Origin of the sequence: Pseudofrankia coriaricola, from assembly GCF_032027725.1 — a bacterium.
GTDB lineage: Bacteria > Actinomycetota > Actinomycetes > Frankiales > Frankiaceae > Pseudofrankia.
Genome location: NZ_JASNFO010000033.1, coordinates 1 through 18,205 on the forward strand (window position 1 = coordinate 1; position 18,205 = coordinate 18,205).

An 18,205-nucleotide genomic window follows, 5' to 3' on the forward strand; every position below is an offset into this window, starting at 1 on the left:
GGGGGGGGGGCCCCCCCCACCGAGGGTGGTCGCCGTGGGCGCGGGTCGCGCGGGACCGGTCCGGCCAGGCGGAGTGGGCGTTCGCCTGGCCGGAACCGGAGCGCGCGGTGGTCTGTCTCGCGGCCGTCCGACCTCAGCGGGCCGGATCGGCCGGGACAGCCGACGTCGACCGTCGGGGCGGCCCGGGCGGGGCCGCCGGCGGACGGCTGGGTCAGATGGTGCCCTGGCTCCGGCGGCGGTTCACGACGCCGACGGTGAGCAGGATGGCGCCAAGGCCGGCGCCGGCCAGCGGGAGGACGGGGGTGGAGTTGGTGGCCATGCCGCCACCGCCCGCGGCGACGCCGCCGGGGCCGCCGCCGGGGGCGCCGCCCCCGCCGCCGCCCCCGCCGCCCCCGCCGACACCGACACCGACACCCGCGCCGACGACGCAGTCCTTGTCCTTGTCGCGGTCGCCGAGGATGCCGTCCTTGAACCAGTCGTCATTCCTGCCGTCGTCCGTGCCGTCGATGCAGTCCTTGTCCCTGTTCTTGTCGTCGAGGGCGCCGTTGTCCTTCCGGTCACCATTGCCGTCCGCGGCCTGCGCGATCCCAAGGCCGGGCCCACCGATGGTGAGGATGACGCTCGCGGCGCCGGCCAATCCCAGCAGGGCTGCACTACGTCCCAGGCCCTTCATCAGGTCCCCTCTCTCGCAGATTGTGACTTTCACATGACTGCGAGTGACACCATAGCCACTCCTTGGCCAAATCCTGAGCAGCCCGCATGGGCGTGGTGAGCACCTGGTGACTGGCCGGAGAATCAACGGCGGGGTTCGGGGCCCCTGGCGGCGGTTGCCTGCGGCGACGGGGACCGCCCCGTTCCCGCCGGTTTCCTCCGGCGCCTTTCCCGCGATCCAGGACGGGTTTTCCGGAATTCGGGACCACAGCGTTGGCCCTGATTGTCTTCCGCGTGCGTCCTGTCCCTTTTTCCTGTCCCGTCCGGGCGCGCCGTTGATTCACTGCCGGATACGGCGTCGGTGACGCGGACAACGGGCTTCGGCGCCATAGCATGCACGCCGTCGGGTGCCGGTGGCACGGGAAGGGGCGAGCATCGTGGGCGGTGCGTCAGAGCGTGGCGGCCGGCGGCCCGGTCCGCGGGCGGTCGCCGCGGCCGGACGGCCCCGGCGGCCCGACCCCCGGCCCGACCGCCTCGGCGCGGGGCCCGAGCAGGTGGCCGGCTCGGACCGCCTGCTGGACCACCGCGGGCCCGCGCGGGGCGACGGGCTTCCTCGGGACCGAGGCGTCGCGAGCGGCGGGCGCCAGCGTGCCGCCGTTCGTGAGGACGGCCTCGACGCCCTCCTCGACTCCACCGAGCCCGTGGCCCTGGGCCCGGCCCGGACCCGGGCGACCGCTCGCGCTCGTCTGCGTGGCAGGTCCCGGGCCGGCATGCCGTCGGCCGGGCCGCCGGACAGGCCAACGGGCCGGTTCGGGTCGAAAGCCCGGCTGACCTGGCCGCTGGTGCTGGCCGGGCTGGCGCTGGTCGCCCTCAGCGGATACCGGCTGGCCGCTCCGGAACTCTCCGCGGTCGAGGCGCCGTCGGCCGGCCGGGTGCTGCCGCCTCCGGTCACCGCGACGGCCTCGGCTCCGCCGGCCACGGCGAGCCCCGCGCCACTGCTTCCACCGCCTGTGGTGGCCGACCCGGTACGGCTGCGGATCCCGGCGATCGCGGTGGACGCGCCCGTCGTCGGCCTTGGGCTGACGCCGCAGGGCGCCATCGACGTGCCAACCCAATGGGGCGACGTCGGGTGGTACAAGCCGGGGGTTGCCCCAGGCGCCGTCGGGCCCGCGGTGCTCGTCGGCCACTACGACTCGAAGAAGGGGCCGGCTGTCTTCTACCGGCTGCGCAGCCTGCTGCCAGGGGACCAGCTGACCGTCGTGGGCGTGTCCGGGGCGAGCGTCACGTTCGTCGTCGACCGGTCGGAGACCGTGTCCAAGGCGGCGTTCCCGACGCAGCGGGTCTACGGCCCGGTCACCCGCCCGGAGATCCGGCTCATCACCTGCGACGGCGGGTTCGACGAGCGGACCCACCACTACCTGGACAACCTCGTTGTCTACGGCCATGCCATCCCCACACCGGTCGTCCCGCCCGCCCAGGGCCTCCCGGCGGCGCCCGGTGCCACACCCGCGGCCGTGCCGACGCCCGTGGGTGTGACGCCACCCGTGTCGCCCGCCGGGGCCCAGCCCACGCCGTCGGCCGGCACCCCGGCGGGAGTGGCATCCGCCGCGCCCGTGTCCGCCCCGCCGGCGTCGGCCGGATCCGCGTCGGCCGGGCTCACGCCGCCCCCGCCCGCCTCGGTCGCTCCCGCCGTGCCCTCCGCCGCCACTCCGCGGCCATCCGGGTGACGGCGCCGCCGCGCCCACCGCGGTCGTCGCCCGGTGGCCGGGCCGTCCGCGGCCACGCCCTCCGTCGGCCGTCCGCAATCAGGCCGCGACTGTCGGCCTGACCGCGCCTGCTGGTCCGACCGTGTCTTGCGCTCTGCCGAGGACCCTGTGGTTTCGGCGGCTCGCGCCAACCCGCCCACAAGATAGTCAACGCTGTTGACGCGACGGGACCGGCGCGACGATCTTCGTCGCGCCGGCGGCCCTTTGGTGTGGGATGGGCGGAGGTCGGGTCGCCGTGGCATGCCGGTCGCGGCGGGTGTGTCGCGTTGCGACCGCGCGCGTCTGTTTCGGCCCATTCGTCCGGTAGGGCCCTTGGACCCTAGAGCGATCCGGGACTTTAGTCCTGCGCGAACTGGGCTCGGTGGGCCCCGAGGGTGTAATTTCTCTCGGCCGACCCAACGTCGGATCAATCGACTGGGCCGCGCTGGCGCGGGATGGTTCGCAACCCCTGACGCCGATGACGATTTCTCCTGGTTGGGCGTGTGGGCAGAGCCGGTCGGAACGAGGCGGACATCTCATCGAAACCTGCTGGGAGGTGTCCAATTGTTGTGTTTACGGTGGTTGGAGGTGCCGCTGGGGGATCGGCTATGGTCAGCGATGCAACATTCTTCGCCTAAGGCACCAAATCGTCAGGCCAAACGCCGAGTCCTGCCCCTGGTCTGAACACCCTCCGACAAGCCGGGGCAGGAGCGGGGGACCCAAGGTCTCACCGGGCAACGCCGGTACACCGGCCGCGTCCTCGGGGTGAAGCTGCCGCAAGGCAGCCGGGTGGCGTGAACCCCGCCCGAACCCGACAGCTGACCTCGCAGGCGTCAGGGAAGGACGCGCGTTGTCCCGTCGTGGCATGGCCTGGCTCCCGGACGACTGGGACGAGCTTGTGCGCGGCCGGCATCGCACGGACGGCGCCCCGAACGGGGCCCGCCGGCGGACCGGCAACCAACCCCGCCGGGTCAGCACGATCGCCGCGTTCACGACCGGCACGCTCGCAGTCTCCACCGCCGCGTTCGCCGCCACGGTCCCCTCCTCGGACTCGCCCTCGACCGTCGACACGAACCCGCAGAACAGCAGCACCACCTACGAGGCGAGCGCCCTGGGCGCCGCGTTCGGGGGCGGGGGCGACGAGAGCGGCGCCAGCGGCCTGGGCCGCGCCGTGTCCGACGGTTCCGGCTCGGGCGGCCTCGCGGGGGCGGTGGCCGACTCCGGCCCGGTCTTCACCAACCTGACGCTCACCGCGGACCACACCACCGTCCAGCCCAACGCTCCGGTCGTGTTGACCGTCAAGGCGAGCGAGGCTCTCGACGGCTCGGCGCTGGTCCGCCAGAAGGTGAAGATCGTCGTGGTGGACGGGCCGAAGTGGCAGGCCACCACCACCCTCACCACTGACGACCAAGGCCAGGCGAGCATCACCGCCCGGTTGCTGTCGACCACCACGCTCACCGCCGTGTTCGACGGCGGCAGCACGCTGCGGCCCTCGGTGGCCGGCGCGACCACGATCACGATCCAGCAGCGCAGGAGCGACGACTACCTCGACACCGGCGTCCCGTCGGTCATCCAGGGCAGCACCATCGGCGAGAAGGCCGTCTACCTCGCCTCGCTGCAGAAGGGCAAGCCGTACGTCTACGGCTCGGAGGGCCCGTACTCGTTCGACTGCTCGGGCCTCGTCCAGTACGTCTTCAAGCAGCTCGGCCGCAACCTGCCACGCACCGCCGAGGCACAGTACTGGGCCACGACGCACGTCGCCCAGTCGGGCAAGCAGCCGGGCGACCTGATCTTCTACGGCAGCCCGGGCAACATCTACCACGTCGGCATCTACGCCGGTAACGGTTACATGTGGGCCGCCCCGCAGACCGGTGGTGTGGTGTCCCTGCGCCCGATCTACAGCTCGACCTACCTGGTCGGCCGGGTCATGTGACGGGACGCGGCCAGGCGCGGAGCGCCCCGGCCGTGTCTTCGTCTCCCGGACGCTTCGCGCCCGACCAGCCTGGATCCCGATGCCTGTTCATGGCGGGGGTAGCTCTTCTTCGGGCCCGGTGAGCCAGGTCCAGTCGGCGGCGGACGGTTCCCTGCGGCTATTTCCCCGCGGGCGACGGTGTGGACGAGGCTTCATGCGTCCCGCGGCCGGAAGCCGGTGATCCTCATCTCCTTCTGATCCGGCTGACCTGGTCCGCCGCGGCGGTCTGCGGCCGGTGCCGAGCCCGGCCCGGAACGCGCGGCGGGGCTGCCGGCGCCACGGTCCGCGCCGCGGAGGGCCCGGGTCACGCCCTCAGTGCCGGCGCCCGGTCGGGCGCGCTGTCCTGCCCGCCCTCGCCGCGCCCGCGTGCATGGTCATCGACTAGCGTCTTGCCTCCAGAGGGCGTGCCGATCCTGCCGGGCGCGCCACGGTACGCGTGTGCCCGACGCGGGCAGGACATTTCCGCGTCTCCTTTGGCCCGTAATCTTGCTGGCAGGTCGCCGCTGAGGGGAGGAAATGCCGCATGACGAGCGCCTCCGCCCCCAGCGACCGGATCTGGACCATCCCGAACCTGCTGTCCGCGCTGCGCCTGCTCGGTGTACCCGTCTTCCTGTGGCTCGTGCTCGGCCCGCACGCCGACTGGGTGGCGCTGGGCATCCTGGTCTTCGCCGGCATCAGTGACTATCTCGACGGCCGGCTCGCTCGGGCCCTGGGCCAGACCAGCCGCCTGGGCATCCTGCTCGACCCGCTCGCCGACCGGCTCTACATCCTCGCCACCATCGTCGCCCTCGCCGTCCGGGGGATCATTCCCTGGTGGCTGTTCGCGGCGATCGTCGGCCGCGACGTGTTCATCACCCTGCTGCTCATCCCGATGCGCCGCCTGGGCCTGGGCACCGCGCTGCCGGTGCACTACCTGGGCAAGGCGGCCACCTTCAACCTGCTGTACGCCTTCCCGCTGCTGCTGCTCGCCGACGGTCACGGGACGGTCTCGACCGTGGTCCGCCCGCTCGGCTGGGCGTTCGCGATCTGGGGGACCGCGCTGTACTGGTGGGCCGGGCTGCTCTACGCCTTCCAGGTCGCCGGCATCGCCCGGGCCCGCCGGCAGGCCGCCCGGGGCCGGCCGTCCCCGGCGGGAGGCTCGCCGTGAGAGCCGTGGTCATGGCCGGCGGGGAGGGCACCCGGCTGCGGCCGCTGACCGCGAACGCGCCCAAGCCGCTGCTGCCGGTCGTCAACCGGCCGATCATGGAGCATGTCCTTCGGCTGCTGAAGCGGCACGGCTTCGACGAGACGGTGATCACCGTCCAGTTCCTCGCCGCGATGGTGCGTACCTACTTCGGTGACGGCGACGAGCTCGGCATGCACCTGTCGTATGCCACCGAGTCGACGCCGCTGGGCACCGCGGGCAGCGTGAAGAACGCCGAGGCGGCGCTGCGCGACGAGCAGTTCCTGGTGATCAGCGGCGACGCGCTCACCGACATCGACCTGACCGAGCTCGTCGCCGAGCATCGCAAGAACGGCGCGCTGGTCACCGTCGCCCTCAAGTCGGTGCCGGACCCGCTGGAGTTCGGCATCGTCATCGCCGGCGAGGACGGCCGGATCTCCCGCTTCCTGGAGAAGCCGACCTGGGGCCAGGTCTTCTCCGACACGGTCAACACCGGCATCTACGTCATGGAGCCGGAGGTGTTCGACCACGTCCCGGCCGGTGAGCCCGTCGACTGGTCGGCCGACGTGTTCCCCCGCCTGGTCGCCGCCGGCGCCCCCGTGTTCGGGCACGTCGTGTCCGGCTACTGGGAGGACGTGGGCACGATCGCCAGCTTCCTTCGGGTCCAGGCCGACGTGCTCAACCAGCAGGTCGACGTGGAGATCGGCGGTTTCGAGGTCTCGCCGGGGGTGTGGGTCGGCGAGGACACCGACGTCCACCCGGACGCGGTGCTCAAGGGCCCGCTCGTCGTCGGCGACTACTCGAAGGTCGAGGCCGGCGCGGAACTGCGCGAGTTCACCGTCGTCGGCAGCAACGTCGTCATCAAGCAGGGCGCCTTCCTGCACCGCGCGGTCGTCGGTGACAACGCGCTGATCGGCGCGCGGACCAACCTGCGCGGCTGCGTCATCGGCAAGGGCACCGACGTGCGTCGCGCCGCCCGCGTCGAGGAGGGCGCCGTCGTCGCCGAGGCCTGTGTCGTCGAGGAGGAGGCGTTCATCTCCCACGACGTGCGGGTCTACCCGTACAAGACGATCGAGGCCGGCGCCGTCGTCAACACCTCGGTCATCTGGGAGTCGCGCGGGCAGCGGTCGCTGTTCGGCCCGCGTGGCGTCTCCGGCCTGATCAACGCCGAGATCACCCCGGAGCTGGCGGTCCGGCTCGCCGCCGCCTACGCGACCACGCTGCGCAAGGGCGCGACCGTCACCACCGCCCGCGACGGCTCGCGCGCCGCCCGGGCGCTCAAGCGCGCGGTGATCAGCGCGCTCACCACGAGCGCGATCAACGTCCGTGACCTGGAGGTCGCGGCCATGCCGGTCGCCCGGTTCGACGTGCGCACGTCGGACGCGGCCGGCGGGATCATCCTGCGCACGACCGAAGGCGACCCCGAGCGCATCGACATCGTCTTTCTCGACGCCGACGGCGACGACCTGTCGCCCGCGGCGCAGCGCAAGCTGGACCGGGTGTTCTCCCGCCAGGAGTTCCGCCGTGCCTTCCCCGGCGAGATCGGCGACCTGCGGCTCCCGGCGCGCACCGCCGACCGCTACACCCAGGACCTGCTGGACCAGGTCGACACCTCCGGCGTCGCCGAGGCCGACCTGAAGGTCGTCGTCGATCCCTCCGGCGGTGCCGCGTCGCTGGTGCTGCCGACGCTGCTCGGCCGGCTCGGCGTCGACGTGCTCACGGTCAACAACCGCCTCGACGACACCGTCACCACCCACACCGAGGCGCAGCGCCACCGCGCCGTCGAGCGGCTCGGCGAGCTGGTGGCGAGCTCCCGGGCGGCGTTCGGGGTCCGGTTCGACCAGGTGGGAGAGCGGATCACCATCGTCGACGAGCGGGGCGACCTGATCGACGACGACCGGGCGCTGCTGGTCTTCCTCGACCTGGTCGCCGCCGAGAACCGGGGCGGCGAGGTGGCCGTGCCGGTCACCACGACGCTGGTCGCCGACCAGGTCACCCAGTTCCACGGCCTGACGGTGCGGCGCACGTCGCTGTCGGCCGCCGACCTGCCCCGGGTGGCGCGCGACCCCAGGGTCGTGTTCGCCGCCGACGGGCGCGGCGGGTTCGTCGTGCCCGAGTTCGGCGCGGCGCTCGACGGGCTCGCGGCGTTCGTCCGGCTGCTCTCGCTGGTCGCGCGCACCCGGCTGACCCTGTCCGCGATCGACGCGCGGATCCCGCCGGTCGCGGTCGTGCGCCGCTCGGTGCCGACGCCGTGGGCGGCCAAGGGGACGGTGATGCGCCGGGTCGTCGAGTCGGTCGACGCGGCCGCCGGGCACGTCATCGACACGACCGACGGCGTGCGGGTGGTGCGCCCGGACGGGGCGTGGGTGCTGGTGCTGCCCGACCCGGCCGAGGCGGTCACCCATCTGTGGGCCGAGGCCGGCGACCGGGACGAGGCCCGCGCCCTGCTGCGCCACTGGGCCGCCGTCGTCGAGGCCGACCACCGCGACCGCGCGTCCACATCCCACGGCCAGTACGGCCCTCACAGCCACCACTGACGCGGGCCGGTGACGGTGAGGGCGCCGACACGGCCGGGCGCCCGCGCGGGTGCGCTGCGCGCCAGTGGCTTCGGCGTCGGTGAGAATGCCCGGTGTGCGCGCGCCCGGATCGGCCCTGACCCCTGGACCGGGCCTCCAGACTCGCGAAACCCCTCCAGCGTCCAGGTCCCCTGGGGCGGCGGCCCCGCTCGCCCTGGTGGCCGCTGGGGCGCTGGATCCGGCCTACCGCGCCGCCGCGGCGCGCCGTGCCCGGCGCGCCGGGCCGGCCGAGGCCACCGGCGGGGTCGGTGCGGCCCGTGCCGCCGCGGCCCGCCGCCGGCCGTCGCGACTGGTCACCCTCGCGCTGGCCGCCATGGTCGGGCTGCTGCTGGCCGACGCGGCCGGCACCTGGCGGGCCGGCGCGCCCGCCAGGGCATACGCCGACGCGGCGCTGATCACCGAGCGCGACCGCCGCGCCGCCGACGTCGCCACGCTGACCGGCCGGGCACGGACGCTGCAGGCCGACGTCGACGCGGCCAGGGCCGCGCTCGCGCTCGGCGAGGGTGAGCAGCGCGCCGTCGCCTCGGCGCTGGGAGTGCTCGAGCCCGCGGCCGCCGCCCGCCCGGCCAGCGGTCCCGGCCTGCGCGTCGAACTCGTCGACGCCACACCGGGCCAACCCGCCAGCGCGCCGCCCGGGCAGCCCGGCGCGGCATCACCGGGCGAGCGTGGCACCGGCCAGCTCGCCGACCACGATCTGGCCGATCTCGTCAACGCCCTGTGGAGCGGCGGTGCCCGCGCGATCACCGTGGGCGGTGTCCGGCTCTCGCCGACCAGCGCGATCCGCACCGCCGGAGAGGCGATCCTCGTCGGCTTCCAGCCCGTCGCCTCGCCGTACCGGATCGATGCCATCGGTGACCCGGCAAGGCTGCTCGCGGCTCTCTTCGGCTCGGCCGCCGGCCGCCGGCTCGCCGATGACCACCTGGCCGGCGCCCGCCTGCGGGCGACCACCACCATGCGCGACCTCACCATGCCCGCCGCGCAGGTGACGCCACCCAGACTCGCGAGGAGGCAGAGCCAGTGATGGCGCCGTGACCCGCCCCGACGCACCGGACCGGCCGGACAAGCCCGAGGACGACGTGGGCGGAGCACCGCGGGTGGGCACCGGGGGAGCCGACGACGCCTACGACGACGCCTACGACGACCCCGTCGGCGCCGCCGACGACGGGGTCGGGGGCCCTGCCGACGGCGGCCGGCCGGAGCGCCGGCGGGCGGCGGTGGGCGCGGCGGCGCCGGCTCTGGCGCTCGTCGCGGGGCTGGTGGCCGGGTTCCTGCTGTTGCCGTCGGCGCCGAGCTGGCTCGCGCCCTACCTGCCAGTCGCGGTGGTGAGCGCGTTGGACGCGCTGGTAGGTGGGCTGCGCGCCGCCCTGGAACGGGTCTTCGACGACCTGGTGTTCGTCGCGTCGCTCCTGACGAACACGGTGGTCGCCGTGCTGCTCGTGCTGCTCGGCGAGCGGCTCGGCGCCGGGGGAGCACTCACGACCGCCGTCGTCATCGTGTTCGGGATCCGGATCTTCACCAACGCCACAGCGCTGCGCCGCCACCTGTTCGGGGTCTAGCCGTGCCCGTCGAACCGCCCGCGCCGCGCGCCGGGACGTCCACGCCCACCGAACCGCCTGTGCCCGACGAGGCGCCGGTGGCCGGGAGCCGGCCCGCGGCGGCTGATCGGCCCGCGGCGGGCGACGGTGGCGAGCCCGCGGAGCAGGCGTCACAGCCGCCCTCACGTCCGCCGGCCGCGAGGGTGGCCGTGACGGTGCTGCTGGCCGCGGTCGGGTTCGCGGTTCCGGTGGCCGTCGACGCCGCGCGGGAGACGGCGCCCGCCGGCACGGGCACGGCGCGCCTTGTCGACCAGGTCGGCGCGCTCGGCGCCGACGGCCGCCGGCTCGCCACCGAGATCGACCGGCTCGAGCAGGAACGGGCCACGCTCGCCTCCGCCACGCCGAACCGGGTGGCGCTCGCCGCCGCGAGCGCCCGCGCCGACGCCCTGGCGATTCTCACCGGCACCGTGCCCGTCGCCGGACCGGGCGTCGAGCTGACCCTCACCGACCCGCGCGGCAACGTCGGCGCCGACGTCCTCGTCGACCTTCTCCAGGAACTGCGCGACGCGGGCGCCGAGGCGGTCGAACTGTCCGGGGTGCGCCTGGTCGCCGAGAGCTACATCGTCAACCGGCCGGGCGGCGGGCTGACCGTCGACGGGAAGGCCGTGCCAGCGCCCTACACGGTGCGCGCGATCGGCGATCCGCACACATTGGCCGAGGCGATGCGGTTCCCCGGCGGCGTGCTCGATACGGTGGCAACCCGCGAGGGTGCGACGACGCGGGTCACCGAGCTTGGCCGGGTCGAGATCCGCGCGGTGAGGTAAGACGGCGCGGCCCGGCCGCGCCGCTGGACTGGCTGGAGGCGGTTGGGCCCATGGGAGGCGACTCGGTGTACCCGGAGGACCTGAAGTACTCGCGCGAGCACGAGTGGGCCCGGGTGGCCGGCGCGACGATGCGTGTCGGCATCACCTCGTACGCCCAGGAGGCGCTCGGCGACATCGTGTACGTGTCGCTGCCGGAGGTCGGGGAGCCGGTCAGGGCCGGCGAGCCGTTCGGCGAGGTGGAGTCGACCAAGAGCGTGTCGGACGTGTACGCGCCGGCGTCCGGCGAGGTGGTCGCCCGCAACGAGGCGCTCGACGGCTCGCCCGAACTGCTCAACTCCGATCCGTACGGCGACGGCTGGCTCATCGAGGTCGCGGTCTCCGACCCGTCGACCCTCGACGAGCTCCTGGACGCCGCCGCCTACGAGGAACACGTCAAGAGCCACTGACGCCCCCGCTGATTCCGGTTCGGGCTGGTTCCGGAGGTTCGGCCTCTTTCCGGGTCGGGGGCGGGATCGGCGGGGACCCCGACGGCCGGGCTGGCCTGGTGCGGGCGGGGTCTGGCCGGTGGTTCCGCGCCGGAGAGGCCGTCGGCGGGCTGGACCGGTGGTCGGGCTGTCGGATGGGCGACAGTCCGACCACAGCGGGGCGCGGAGAGGCACGCGAACGGCCCGCCGGTGCCGGTGGTGGTGGTCTGGCGGCTCGTTGTGGATGTTGTGGATGGTGCCGTGGTGGTCCGTAGAGGTGCCGGTACGATAGTCTCGCCGCCGAGGCCCTGAACGGGCTGTTTTCGGGGCGCCACGCCGGGAGCTGTTGTCGCACCCTTTTCACGAGCCTGCCCCTGATGCACTAGCCTCGGTTGCATCAGTTGGCGGTGGTGGCGCCGTTCGCGGTTGGCGCGGGCGGTGGCCCGGCCCGGGTGACGTGTGTGGGGGGTGGGCGGCTTGGTTCGGCGACCCTCGCGGATTGGGAAGACGACGTTCTCGCCACCAGCGCGGTGGCCCGAGCGGCCGGTGGCCCGTGCCCGCGGGCGTCGGCAGGAGGCGGACGCGACGGTGTTCTGCACGAGGTGCGGACAGCACAACCCGCCCGACGCGCTGTATTGCGCGCGGTGCGGGTCACCCCTGGTACGCCCGGGCGAGCCGGTGGCGCCCGAGCCGCCGCCGGGGGACCAGACGTCCACGCTGAACCTGGCGACCGCCGCCCTGCACCGCGTCGACGGCGACCAGGTCGAGGAGGCCAGCGAGCGGGAGGCGGTAGCCGCGGTCGACGCGCTGCCGCCCGGCTCGGCGCTCCTCGTCGTCAAGCGGGGCCCGAACGCTGGCAGCCGCTTCCTTCTCGACGCGGATCTGACCACCGCCGGCCGGCACCCGGAGAGCGACATCTTCCTCGACGACGTGACCGTGTCCCGCCGGCACGCGGAATTCCTGCGCTCGCCGTACACCAAGGGCTTCACGGTCCGTGACGTCGGCAGTCTCAACGGCACCTACCTGAACCGGGAGCGGATCGACTCCGCCGACCTCACCAGCGGGGACGAGGTGCAGATCGGCAAGTTCCGGCTGGTGTTCCTGACCGGGTCCCCCTACTCGGGGGGTGGTCCGTTGTGAGGGCGGGGGGACCGCGGTGAGCGCCCGGCTGTCGGCCGCGGCGGCGGCCGCGGCGCCAGCTCCGTCGAGCCTGGGCTCAGGCCAGTCCCGGGTCGGGCGGCCAGCGCGTCACACCGGCCGTCCGGTGCCGGACGCCCAGGCGGGCGCCCGGCACAACGCCAAGGTTCTCAACATCGGCGAGGTGCTCGACCGGCTGCGGGTCGACTATCCGGACATCACCCTGTCCAAGATCCGTTACCTGGAGGCCGAGGGCCTGGTCGAGCCGGCCAGGACCAGCGCGAACTACCGCAAGTACTCGGCCGCGGACGTCGTCCGGCTCGCCTACGTCCTGCACGCACAGCGGGAGCGCTACCTGCCGCTGCGTGTGATCAAGGACGAGCTGGCGGCGATGGACCGAGGCGACGTGCCAGCCGCACCGCCTCCCGGCCCGCGCGCGGTGCCGACGACTCCGCCCGCGACCGGCCTGGACGTGCTGCTCGGCGCCGAGCGGGTCCGGATGTCGCGCCGCGAGCTGCTCGCCGCCAGCGGGCTCGACGAGGAGGCGCTCGCCGAACTCGAGCGGCACGGCCTGCTGCGGGCTGTCTCCGGCGGTGGCTACTACGACGCGGACGCGCTGGTCGTCGCCCGTACCGTCGGCCTGCTCGCCGCGCACGGCGTGCAGGCCCGCCACCTGCGGGCCGCCCGCGCCGCCGCCGACCGGGAGGCCGGCCTCATCGAGGCCGCCGTCGCCCCGCTGCGCGCCCCGCGAAGCGCCGGTGCCGCCCCTGACGCCGACGACCTGCCCCGCGACTCGGTCGACGAGCTCGCCCTGCTGCTGGTCCGCCTGCACGCCGCCCTGCTACGCGCCCGCCTCGGCTCCCGGACCTGAGGACGCGATCGGCGGGAGGCGCGCTCGCCGGGAGGTTGTTCGCGAACCCTTCGGGTTCGCTCCCGGACTCCCACGTGATATTGCTCCGGGGCCGAGCCCCGGACCCCGCGTCAGGGGACGCGGTCGGGCTGGCCGATTCGCGGACCTTCGGATTCAGTCCCCGGCTTCCGGGGCGATTTTGCCCAGGGGCCGAGCGCTGAAGCCCGCGCGGCTGACTTCGGCCCGCCGGACCCGGTGCGCGGCAAGGCCCGGGCCGGGATGGCCCCCGTCCGGGTGGCGCGCGGTCTCCGTGCCGACGGGCGGTGGCCGGGTGGTGGTTTTGTGGAGCCGGGCGGTGGCTGGGACCTATGGAACTCGCCGGCGCGCTGACGGGTGGGTCGCGGCGGAGATACTGTCTCCAGAGTGGGGTTTCCGGGCCCGGCCGTTGTGGGTGATGGTCGAGGGCCCGGCGGTGGGGTGGCCGTCCGGGCGAGGCGGGGGTCGACGGGTGTTCCCGGGTCACCCGCACGAGGAGGTAGATCGGTGCATCGGCTGGACATCGTCGGCGTGCGAGTCGAGCTTCCTTCGAAGCAGCCGATCGTCCTGCTCAAGGAGGTCGGTGGCGAGCGGTATCTGCCCATCTGGATCGGTGCCGTCGAGGCCACGGCGATCGCCTTCGCGCAGGAGGGGATCACCACCGCGCGCCCGATGACCCATGACCTGATGCGGGACGTGCTGCGGGCGCTGCAGACGGAGCTCTCCCAGGTGACCATCACCGACCTGCAGGATGGCGTGTTCTTCGCGACCCTGCGGTTCGCCAACGGCGTCGAGGTCTCCGCCCGTCCATCGGACGCGATCGCCCTGGCGATGCGGATGGGCGCGCCGGTCTACGGCGTCGAGGCGGTGCTCGCCGAGGCCGGGATCACCGTTCCCGAGGAGCAGGAGCAGGAACAGGAGAGCGAGCTCGAGAAGTTCCGCGAGTTCCTCGACACGATCTCCCCCGAGGACTTCAATACGCCCGGCTCGTAGCCCGGGGGCTCGCCGTCCCGTCGGCCCCGGCCGCGGTGGTCGCGGGCGGGGGCGGCCCCAGGCCCGGGGCGGGTGCAGACCCCCCCGCCCGGCTGGCCGCCGGGGGGCCCGCGGCCCCGGGGCCCCCGCCGGCGTCCGCCGGGGCGGGGGCCGACCCATGCCCGGGCTCGGTTCCTGCCGCCGCCTGTCGGGGCGAGGCGCTGGGCGCGCTCGCCCCGTGTCGGGCGCTGGGCGCCCTCCTCGCGTGGTTCCGGGCCCTGGCATGTGGCGGTGGTATGGCTGGGACCGGGCTGACGAGGTGGCTGGGTAGGTATTGCGCCAATGCGCCGTCACCAGCTGTGGCTGGACAGCCGAGCCCATGGGATGGCTGTCCGGCGGTATCCCTCGGCATGTGCGGGGTCGACGGCGTTTGGGCGGTGGCGAGCGGATTGCTGGCGTAGGCTGAAAATCTGATTGGGAGATGCTTGGGCGACGCTGAAGACGTTGTGGGCTGGTTGCGGTGGTTTGCGAAGCGGATGGTGGGCGTTTGTGGTGGGTCCGTCCGGTAGGTGAGTTCTGCCGGCTGGACGGGAGACACGCCGAACTGGATCGTTGAAGGTACGGCGCGGCGCTCCTACGGTCGGGAGGTCCGCGCCGGGCTCGGGTACCGCCGTGTCCGGTTTGGGGGGGACCGACCTGGCGGTCGGGACGAGGTGGCCGCGCCGCGGGGGAGGCCGGTCACGCAGGCGGCGCGCCGGCCAGGCGCGCCCAGAGCGGCGGGCGCGCGCCGAGGGCTCGCGGTCAGAGGAGGCGCGGACATGAATCCGACCTGCCCCCTTGGTGACCTCAGGGACAATGGCCGCGGGGTGTGCGAAGGAAGATCATTTTCGCACACCCTTTGGCTCCCTGGACGCGGCGGCGGTGACGCCGGTCGGTGGCCGGGCCGCCCGGTCCCCGCTGGAGGCGCGAGTGAGAGGTCGGGGGCGTGGCGACCGGGAACGGGACGGCAATGATCGAGCAGGGTGAGCTCTTCCCCGACGAGCTGCCCGGCCCGCCCGGCGACGACGTCGGCTACCGGGGCCCGACCGCCTGCGCCGCCGCCGGCATCACCTACCGGCAGCTGGACTACTGGGCCAGGACCGGGCTGGTGGTGCCAAGCGTGCGCGGCGCGACCGGGTCCGGCAGCCAGCGCCTCTACTCGTTCCGCGACATTCTCGTGCTCCGCGTGGTGCGCAAGCTGCTCGAGGCCGGCGTGTCGCTGCAGAACATCCGCTCCGCCGCCGAGCATGTCCGCAGCCGCGGTGTCGACGACCTCGCCGAGCTCACGCTCATCAGCGACGGCTCGACCGTCTACGAGTGCACCTCCGACGACCAGGTCGTCGATCTGGTCCGGGGCGGGCAGGGCGTGTTCGCGATCGCCGTCGGCCGGGCGGTGCAGGACATGCGCGGCCAGCTCGCCTCGCTGCCCTGCGAGCGCCTCGGCCAGCCGGCCGCCGCCCACCCGGGCGACGAGCTCGCCGGCCGCCGCGCCCGCCGCAGCTCCGCCTAGGCCCTCCGCCTGCCTCCGGGCGGCCGGTGCCCTGTTCTGTCACACCTCGTGCCTACGATGCGTCGGTGAGCGAAAGTGACGCGCCCGCCGTCCTCATGGAGGGCGTGCGGAAGAACTACGGAAGCACCCAGGCGCTCGCCGGGCTGGACCTGACCGTCGCCGCCGGAACCGTGCACGGGCTGCTCGGACCGAACGGCGCCGGCAAGACGACGGCGGTGCGCATCCTGACGACGCTGCTGCGCCCGGACGCCGGGCGTGCCGAGGTGCTCGGCCTCGACGTGGCCCGCTCGGCGGCCGCGCTGCGCGGCCGCATCGGCCTTACCGGCCAGTACGCGGCCGTCGACGAACGGCTGACCGGCCTGGAGAACCTGGAGATGTTCGGCCGGCTCTACCGGCTACCGGCCCGCCGGGCCAGGGCGCGGGCCATGGAGCTGCTCGAGCGGTTCGACCTCGCCGACGCCGCCCGCCGCATGTCGGGCACCTACTCGGGCGGCATGCGCCGTCGGCTCGACCTCGCGGCGAGCCTCATCATCGCCCCGCCGATGCTCTTCCTCGACGAGCCGACCACCGGGCTGGACCCGCGCGGCCGGATCGGGATGTGGGAGGTCATCGGCGACCTGGTCCGCGACGGCACGACCGTGCTGCTGACCACGCAGTACCTGGAGGAGGCCGACCAGCTCGCCGACCAGATCTCGGTCATCGACGGCGGCCGGGTGATCGCCGAGGGCACCGCCGACGAGCTGAAGGCCCGGATCGGCGGCCACCAACTCGACATCGAGGTCGCCCGCGGCGGCGACCTGACCGCCGCGGCCGGGGTGCTCGCCGGCGTCGGGACCGGCGAGGTCACCGTCGACGAGCAGAGCCGGCGGCTGTCGGTCCCGGTGCCGGGCGCGAGCGTGCTCGCGGAGGTCGTGCGCGGGCTGGACGCGGCCGGCGTGGCGCTCGTCGACGTCGCGCTGCACCGGCCTTCCCTCGACGACGTGTTCCTCAGCCTGACCGGCCGGGCCTCCGGCGCCGCGGCCCACGACGGCGGCGGCGCTGCCTCCGACACCCCGCCCGCCCAGGGCGGGGGCTCCGAGCCACAGGACCTGGTGACGACGTGACGACGACCGAGACTGCGGTGTTCGGGAAGGTGCCTCCCGACGGGAGCCCGGCGGGTGCGGCCGGCTCCAGGTCGGCGGTGGACCTGACGCCCGCGAGCAGGAGCGGGCTGTTCTGGGTGACCTCGGACGCCTGGCTGCTGGCGAAACGCAGCCTGATCCACACCTGGCGGGTGCCGGACGTGCTGGTCTTCTCGTCGGTGCAGCCAGTGCTGTTCGTGCTGCTGTTCACCTACGTCTTCGGCGGCGCGATCGACGTCGGCCCCGGCAAGAACTACGTCGACTACCTGATGCCGGGCGTGTTCGCGCAGACGGTCGTGTTCGGCGCCATGCTGACCGGGATGGGCCTGGCCACCGACAAGCAGAACGGACTGCTCGACCGGTTCCGGTCGTTGCCGATGGCCCGTTCCGCGCTGCTCACCGGCCGGACCCTGGCCGACCTGGTCCGCAACACGTTCATCGTGCTGCTCATGCTCGCCGTCGGCCTCGCCGTGGGCTTCCGTTTCCACGACACCTCCGCGCCCGAGGTGATCGCGGGCTTCGCGGTGCTGCTGCTGTTCTCCTACGCGTTCTCGTGGATCTCGGCGACGATCGGGATGGCGGTCAGCAACCCGGAGGCTGCGCAGTCGGGTGGCCTCATCTGGGTGTTCCCGCTGGTGTTCGCCAGTTCCGCGTTCGCGCCGGTGGACACGATGCCGGGCTGGCTGCAGGCGTTCGCGAAGCACCAGCCGGTGTCGGTCACGATCGACGCGTCCCGGGCCCTGTTCCAGGGCGGCCCGCTGGCGACGCCGCTGATCTCCTCGGTCGCCTGGAGCGTCGGCATCATCGCCGTCTTCGGCCCGCTGGCGGTCCGCGTCTACCGCCGCAGCACCAGCCGGTAGGCCATCCGGTGCGGGTCGGGCGCGAGGCGTCCGACCCCACCAGTCGCGTGGAGGCGCTCAGGTGCGGCCCTCGACCTCTTGGGCGTTCTTGAGGGTGTCCTCGTACGGCAGCCAGTCGGCGTGGACGACGGGCCAGCCGTCGTCGAGCAGGAGGGTGACCACGGCGGGGTCGTCGTCGACGACCACGGCGACGTGCCGGGCCCGGCCGAGGCGGCGCAGCTCGGCGCGCTTGAAGACGCGGGCCGAGCGGCGGTCGTCATCGGGGCGCATCCGCAACGTCCCGATCGGCAGCCCGTGGGCGGTGAGCCAGCGTTCCGTGTCGGCGCGCGAGCGTTCCGGCCGGCCCGTCAGCCACACCACGTCGTGGTCGGCGGCGAGGCCCAGGACCAGGTCGACGCCCTGCGGCAGCGGCGGGTCGGCGGTCGCGGCGGCGAAGAAGGCATTCCAGTCGCCCGGGCGCTGGCGCAGGAAGCCGAGCCGGTGCCGGACGTCCGCGACCACACCGTCCACGTCGATCACCGCGACCGGCCGCTCCCCGCCCGCCTCGCCGGCCCCGCCCGCCTCGTCCACGCTCGTCCTCCCTCGCAGGCCCGGCCTCCGGCCGGTGGCCCCGCCGGCACCCGGGTGCCACCCCCGCACGCCCGCCTTGTCCGTTCCATACTGGCTGGCTCCGCTGCCGTCCCTCGGCCCCGGGGGGTATGCCGCCGCCGGCCGGCCCGTGGCGGCGGGCGCCTGGCCCGAGCCGCCGAGG

16 protein-coding genes and 1 riboswitch are annotated in these 18,205 nt (G+C 74.1%); of the genes, 14 read left to right on the forward strand and 2 right to left on the reverse strand.

What is annotated here, in order from left to right; all coding sequences use genetic code 11:
• Nucleotides 1-211: 211 nt before the first annotated feature.
• Complete coding sequence (locus QOZ89_RS18365) at nucleotides 212-673, reverse strand: hypothetical protein (RefSeq protein WP_312624328.1); 462 nt, start codon at nucleotides 671-673, stop codon at nucleotides 212-214.
• Between the two features lie 415 nt (nucleotides 674-1,088).
• On the opposite strand from QOZ89_RS18365, the gene QOZ89_RS18370 reads away from it, so the two are divergent.
• From QOZ89_RS18370 to QOZ89_RS18435, 14 genes are all read left to right on the forward strand, one after another.
• Nucleotides 1,089-2,378: a class F sortase gene (locus tag QOZ89_RS18370; RefSeq protein WP_241842218.1), complete on the forward strand. Its 1,290-nt coding sequence runs from the start codon at nucleotides 1,089-1,091 to the stop codon at nucleotides 2,376-2,378.
• Between the two features lie 668 nt (nucleotides 2,379-3,046).
• Nucleotides 3,047-3,243: riboswitch (cyclic di-AMP (ydaO/yuaA leader) on the forward strand.
• A gap of 3 nt (nucleotides 3,244-3,246) precedes the next feature.
• On the forward strand, nucleotides 3,247-4,329 hold the full coding sequence (locus QOZ89_RS18375; RefSeq protein WP_071052526.1) for a C40 family peptidase: 1,083 nt from the start codon (nucleotides 3,247-3,249) through the stop codon (nucleotides 4,327-4,329).
• A 562-nt stretch (nucleotides 4,330-4,891) separates the two neighbouring features.
• The gene (gene clsA / locus QOZ89_RS18380; RefSeq protein WP_071052527.1) at nucleotides 4,892-5,515 is read left to right on the forward strand and encodes a cardiolipin synthase ClsA; all 624 of its coding nucleotides are present in this window, start codon (nucleotides 4,892-4,894) and stop codon (nucleotides 5,513-5,515) included.
• A gap of 11 nt (nucleotides 5,516-5,526) precedes the next feature.
• Nucleotides 5,527-8,067, forward strand: coding sequence for a mannose-1-phosphate guanyltransferase (locus tag QOZ89_RS18385; protein WP_071052538.1), 2,541 nt, complete (start codon nucleotides 5,527-5,529; stop codon nucleotides 8,065-8,067).
• 196 nt (nucleotides 8,068-8,263) lie between these two features.
• Entirely contained in the window at nucleotides 8,264-9,127 is an 864-nt protein-coding gene (locus QOZ89_RS18390; RefSeq protein WP_312624329.1) for a DUF881 domain-containing protein, read from the forward strand.
• Between the two features lie 7 nt (nucleotides 9,128-9,134).
• On the forward strand, nucleotides 9,135-9,662 hold the full coding sequence (locus QOZ89_RS48275) for a small basic family protein (protein WP_083419629.1): 528 nt from the start codon (nucleotides 9,135-9,137) through the stop codon (nucleotides 9,660-9,662).
• 2 nt (nucleotides 9,663-9,664) lie between these two features.
• Complete coding sequence (locus QOZ89_RS18400; protein WP_241842220.1) at nucleotides 9,665-10,465, forward strand: DUF881 domain-containing protein; 801 nt, start codon at nucleotides 9,665-9,667, stop codon at nucleotides 10,463-10,465.
• A gap of 50 nt (nucleotides 10,466-10,515) precedes the next feature.
• Nucleotides 10,516-10,911: a glycine cleavage system protein GcvH gene (gene gcvH, locus QOZ89_RS18405; protein WP_198543509.1), complete on the forward strand. Its 396-nt coding sequence runs from the start codon at nucleotides 10,516-10,518 to the stop codon at nucleotides 10,909-10,911.
• A 606-nt stretch (nucleotides 10,912-11,517) separates the two neighbouring features.
• Nucleotides 11,518-12,069, forward strand: a complete 552-nt coding sequence (locus QOZ89_RS18410) for an FHA domain-containing protein (RefSeq protein WP_071052554.1) — start codon at nucleotides 11,518-11,520, stop codon at nucleotides 12,067-12,069.
• Between the two features lie 16 nt (nucleotides 12,070-12,085).
• Nucleotides 12,086-12,937, forward strand: a complete 852-nt coding sequence (gene ftsR, locus QOZ89_RS18415; protein WP_071052539.1) for a transcriptional regulator FtsR — start codon at nucleotides 12,086-12,088, stop codon at nucleotides 12,935-12,937.
• Between the two features lie 522 nt (nucleotides 12,938-13,459).
• Nucleotides 13,460-13,945, forward strand: a complete 486-nt coding sequence (locus tag QOZ89_RS18420; protein WP_071052540.1) for a bifunctional nuclease family protein — start codon at nucleotides 13,460-13,462, stop codon at nucleotides 13,943-13,945.
• Nucleotides 13,946-14,933: 988 nt separating this feature from the next.
• Entirely contained in the window at nucleotides 14,934-15,473 is a 540-nt protein-coding gene (locus tag QOZ89_RS18425) for a MerR family transcriptional regulator (RefSeq protein WP_071052541.1), read from the forward strand.
• A 95-nt stretch (nucleotides 15,474-15,568) separates the two neighbouring features.
• The gene (locus QOZ89_RS18430; protein WP_071052542.1) at nucleotides 15,569-16,576 is read left to right on the forward strand and encodes an ATP-binding cassette domain-containing protein; all 1,008 of its coding nucleotides are present in this window, start codon (nucleotides 15,569-15,571) and stop codon (nucleotides 16,574-16,576) included.
• 29 nt (nucleotides 16,577-16,605) lie between these two features.
• On the forward strand, nucleotides 16,606-17,454 hold the full coding sequence (locus tag QOZ89_RS18435) for an ABC transporter permease (protein ID WP_071052556.1): 849 nt from the start codon (nucleotides 16,606-16,608) through the stop codon (nucleotides 17,452-17,454).
• Nucleotides 17,455-17,511: 57 nt separating this feature from the next.
• Here QOZ89_RS18435 and QOZ89_RS18440 read toward each other — a convergent pair whose 3' ends face one another.
• Nucleotides 17,512-18,024 carry a phosphatase domain-containing protein gene (locus tag QOZ89_RS18440; RefSeq protein ID WP_071052543.1) on the reverse strand — a complete coding sequence of 171 codons (513 nt, stop codon included), beginning with the start codon at nucleotides 18,022-18,024 and terminating at the stop codon, nucleotides 17,512-17,514.
• Nucleotides 18,025-18,205 lie beyond the last annotated feature (181 nt).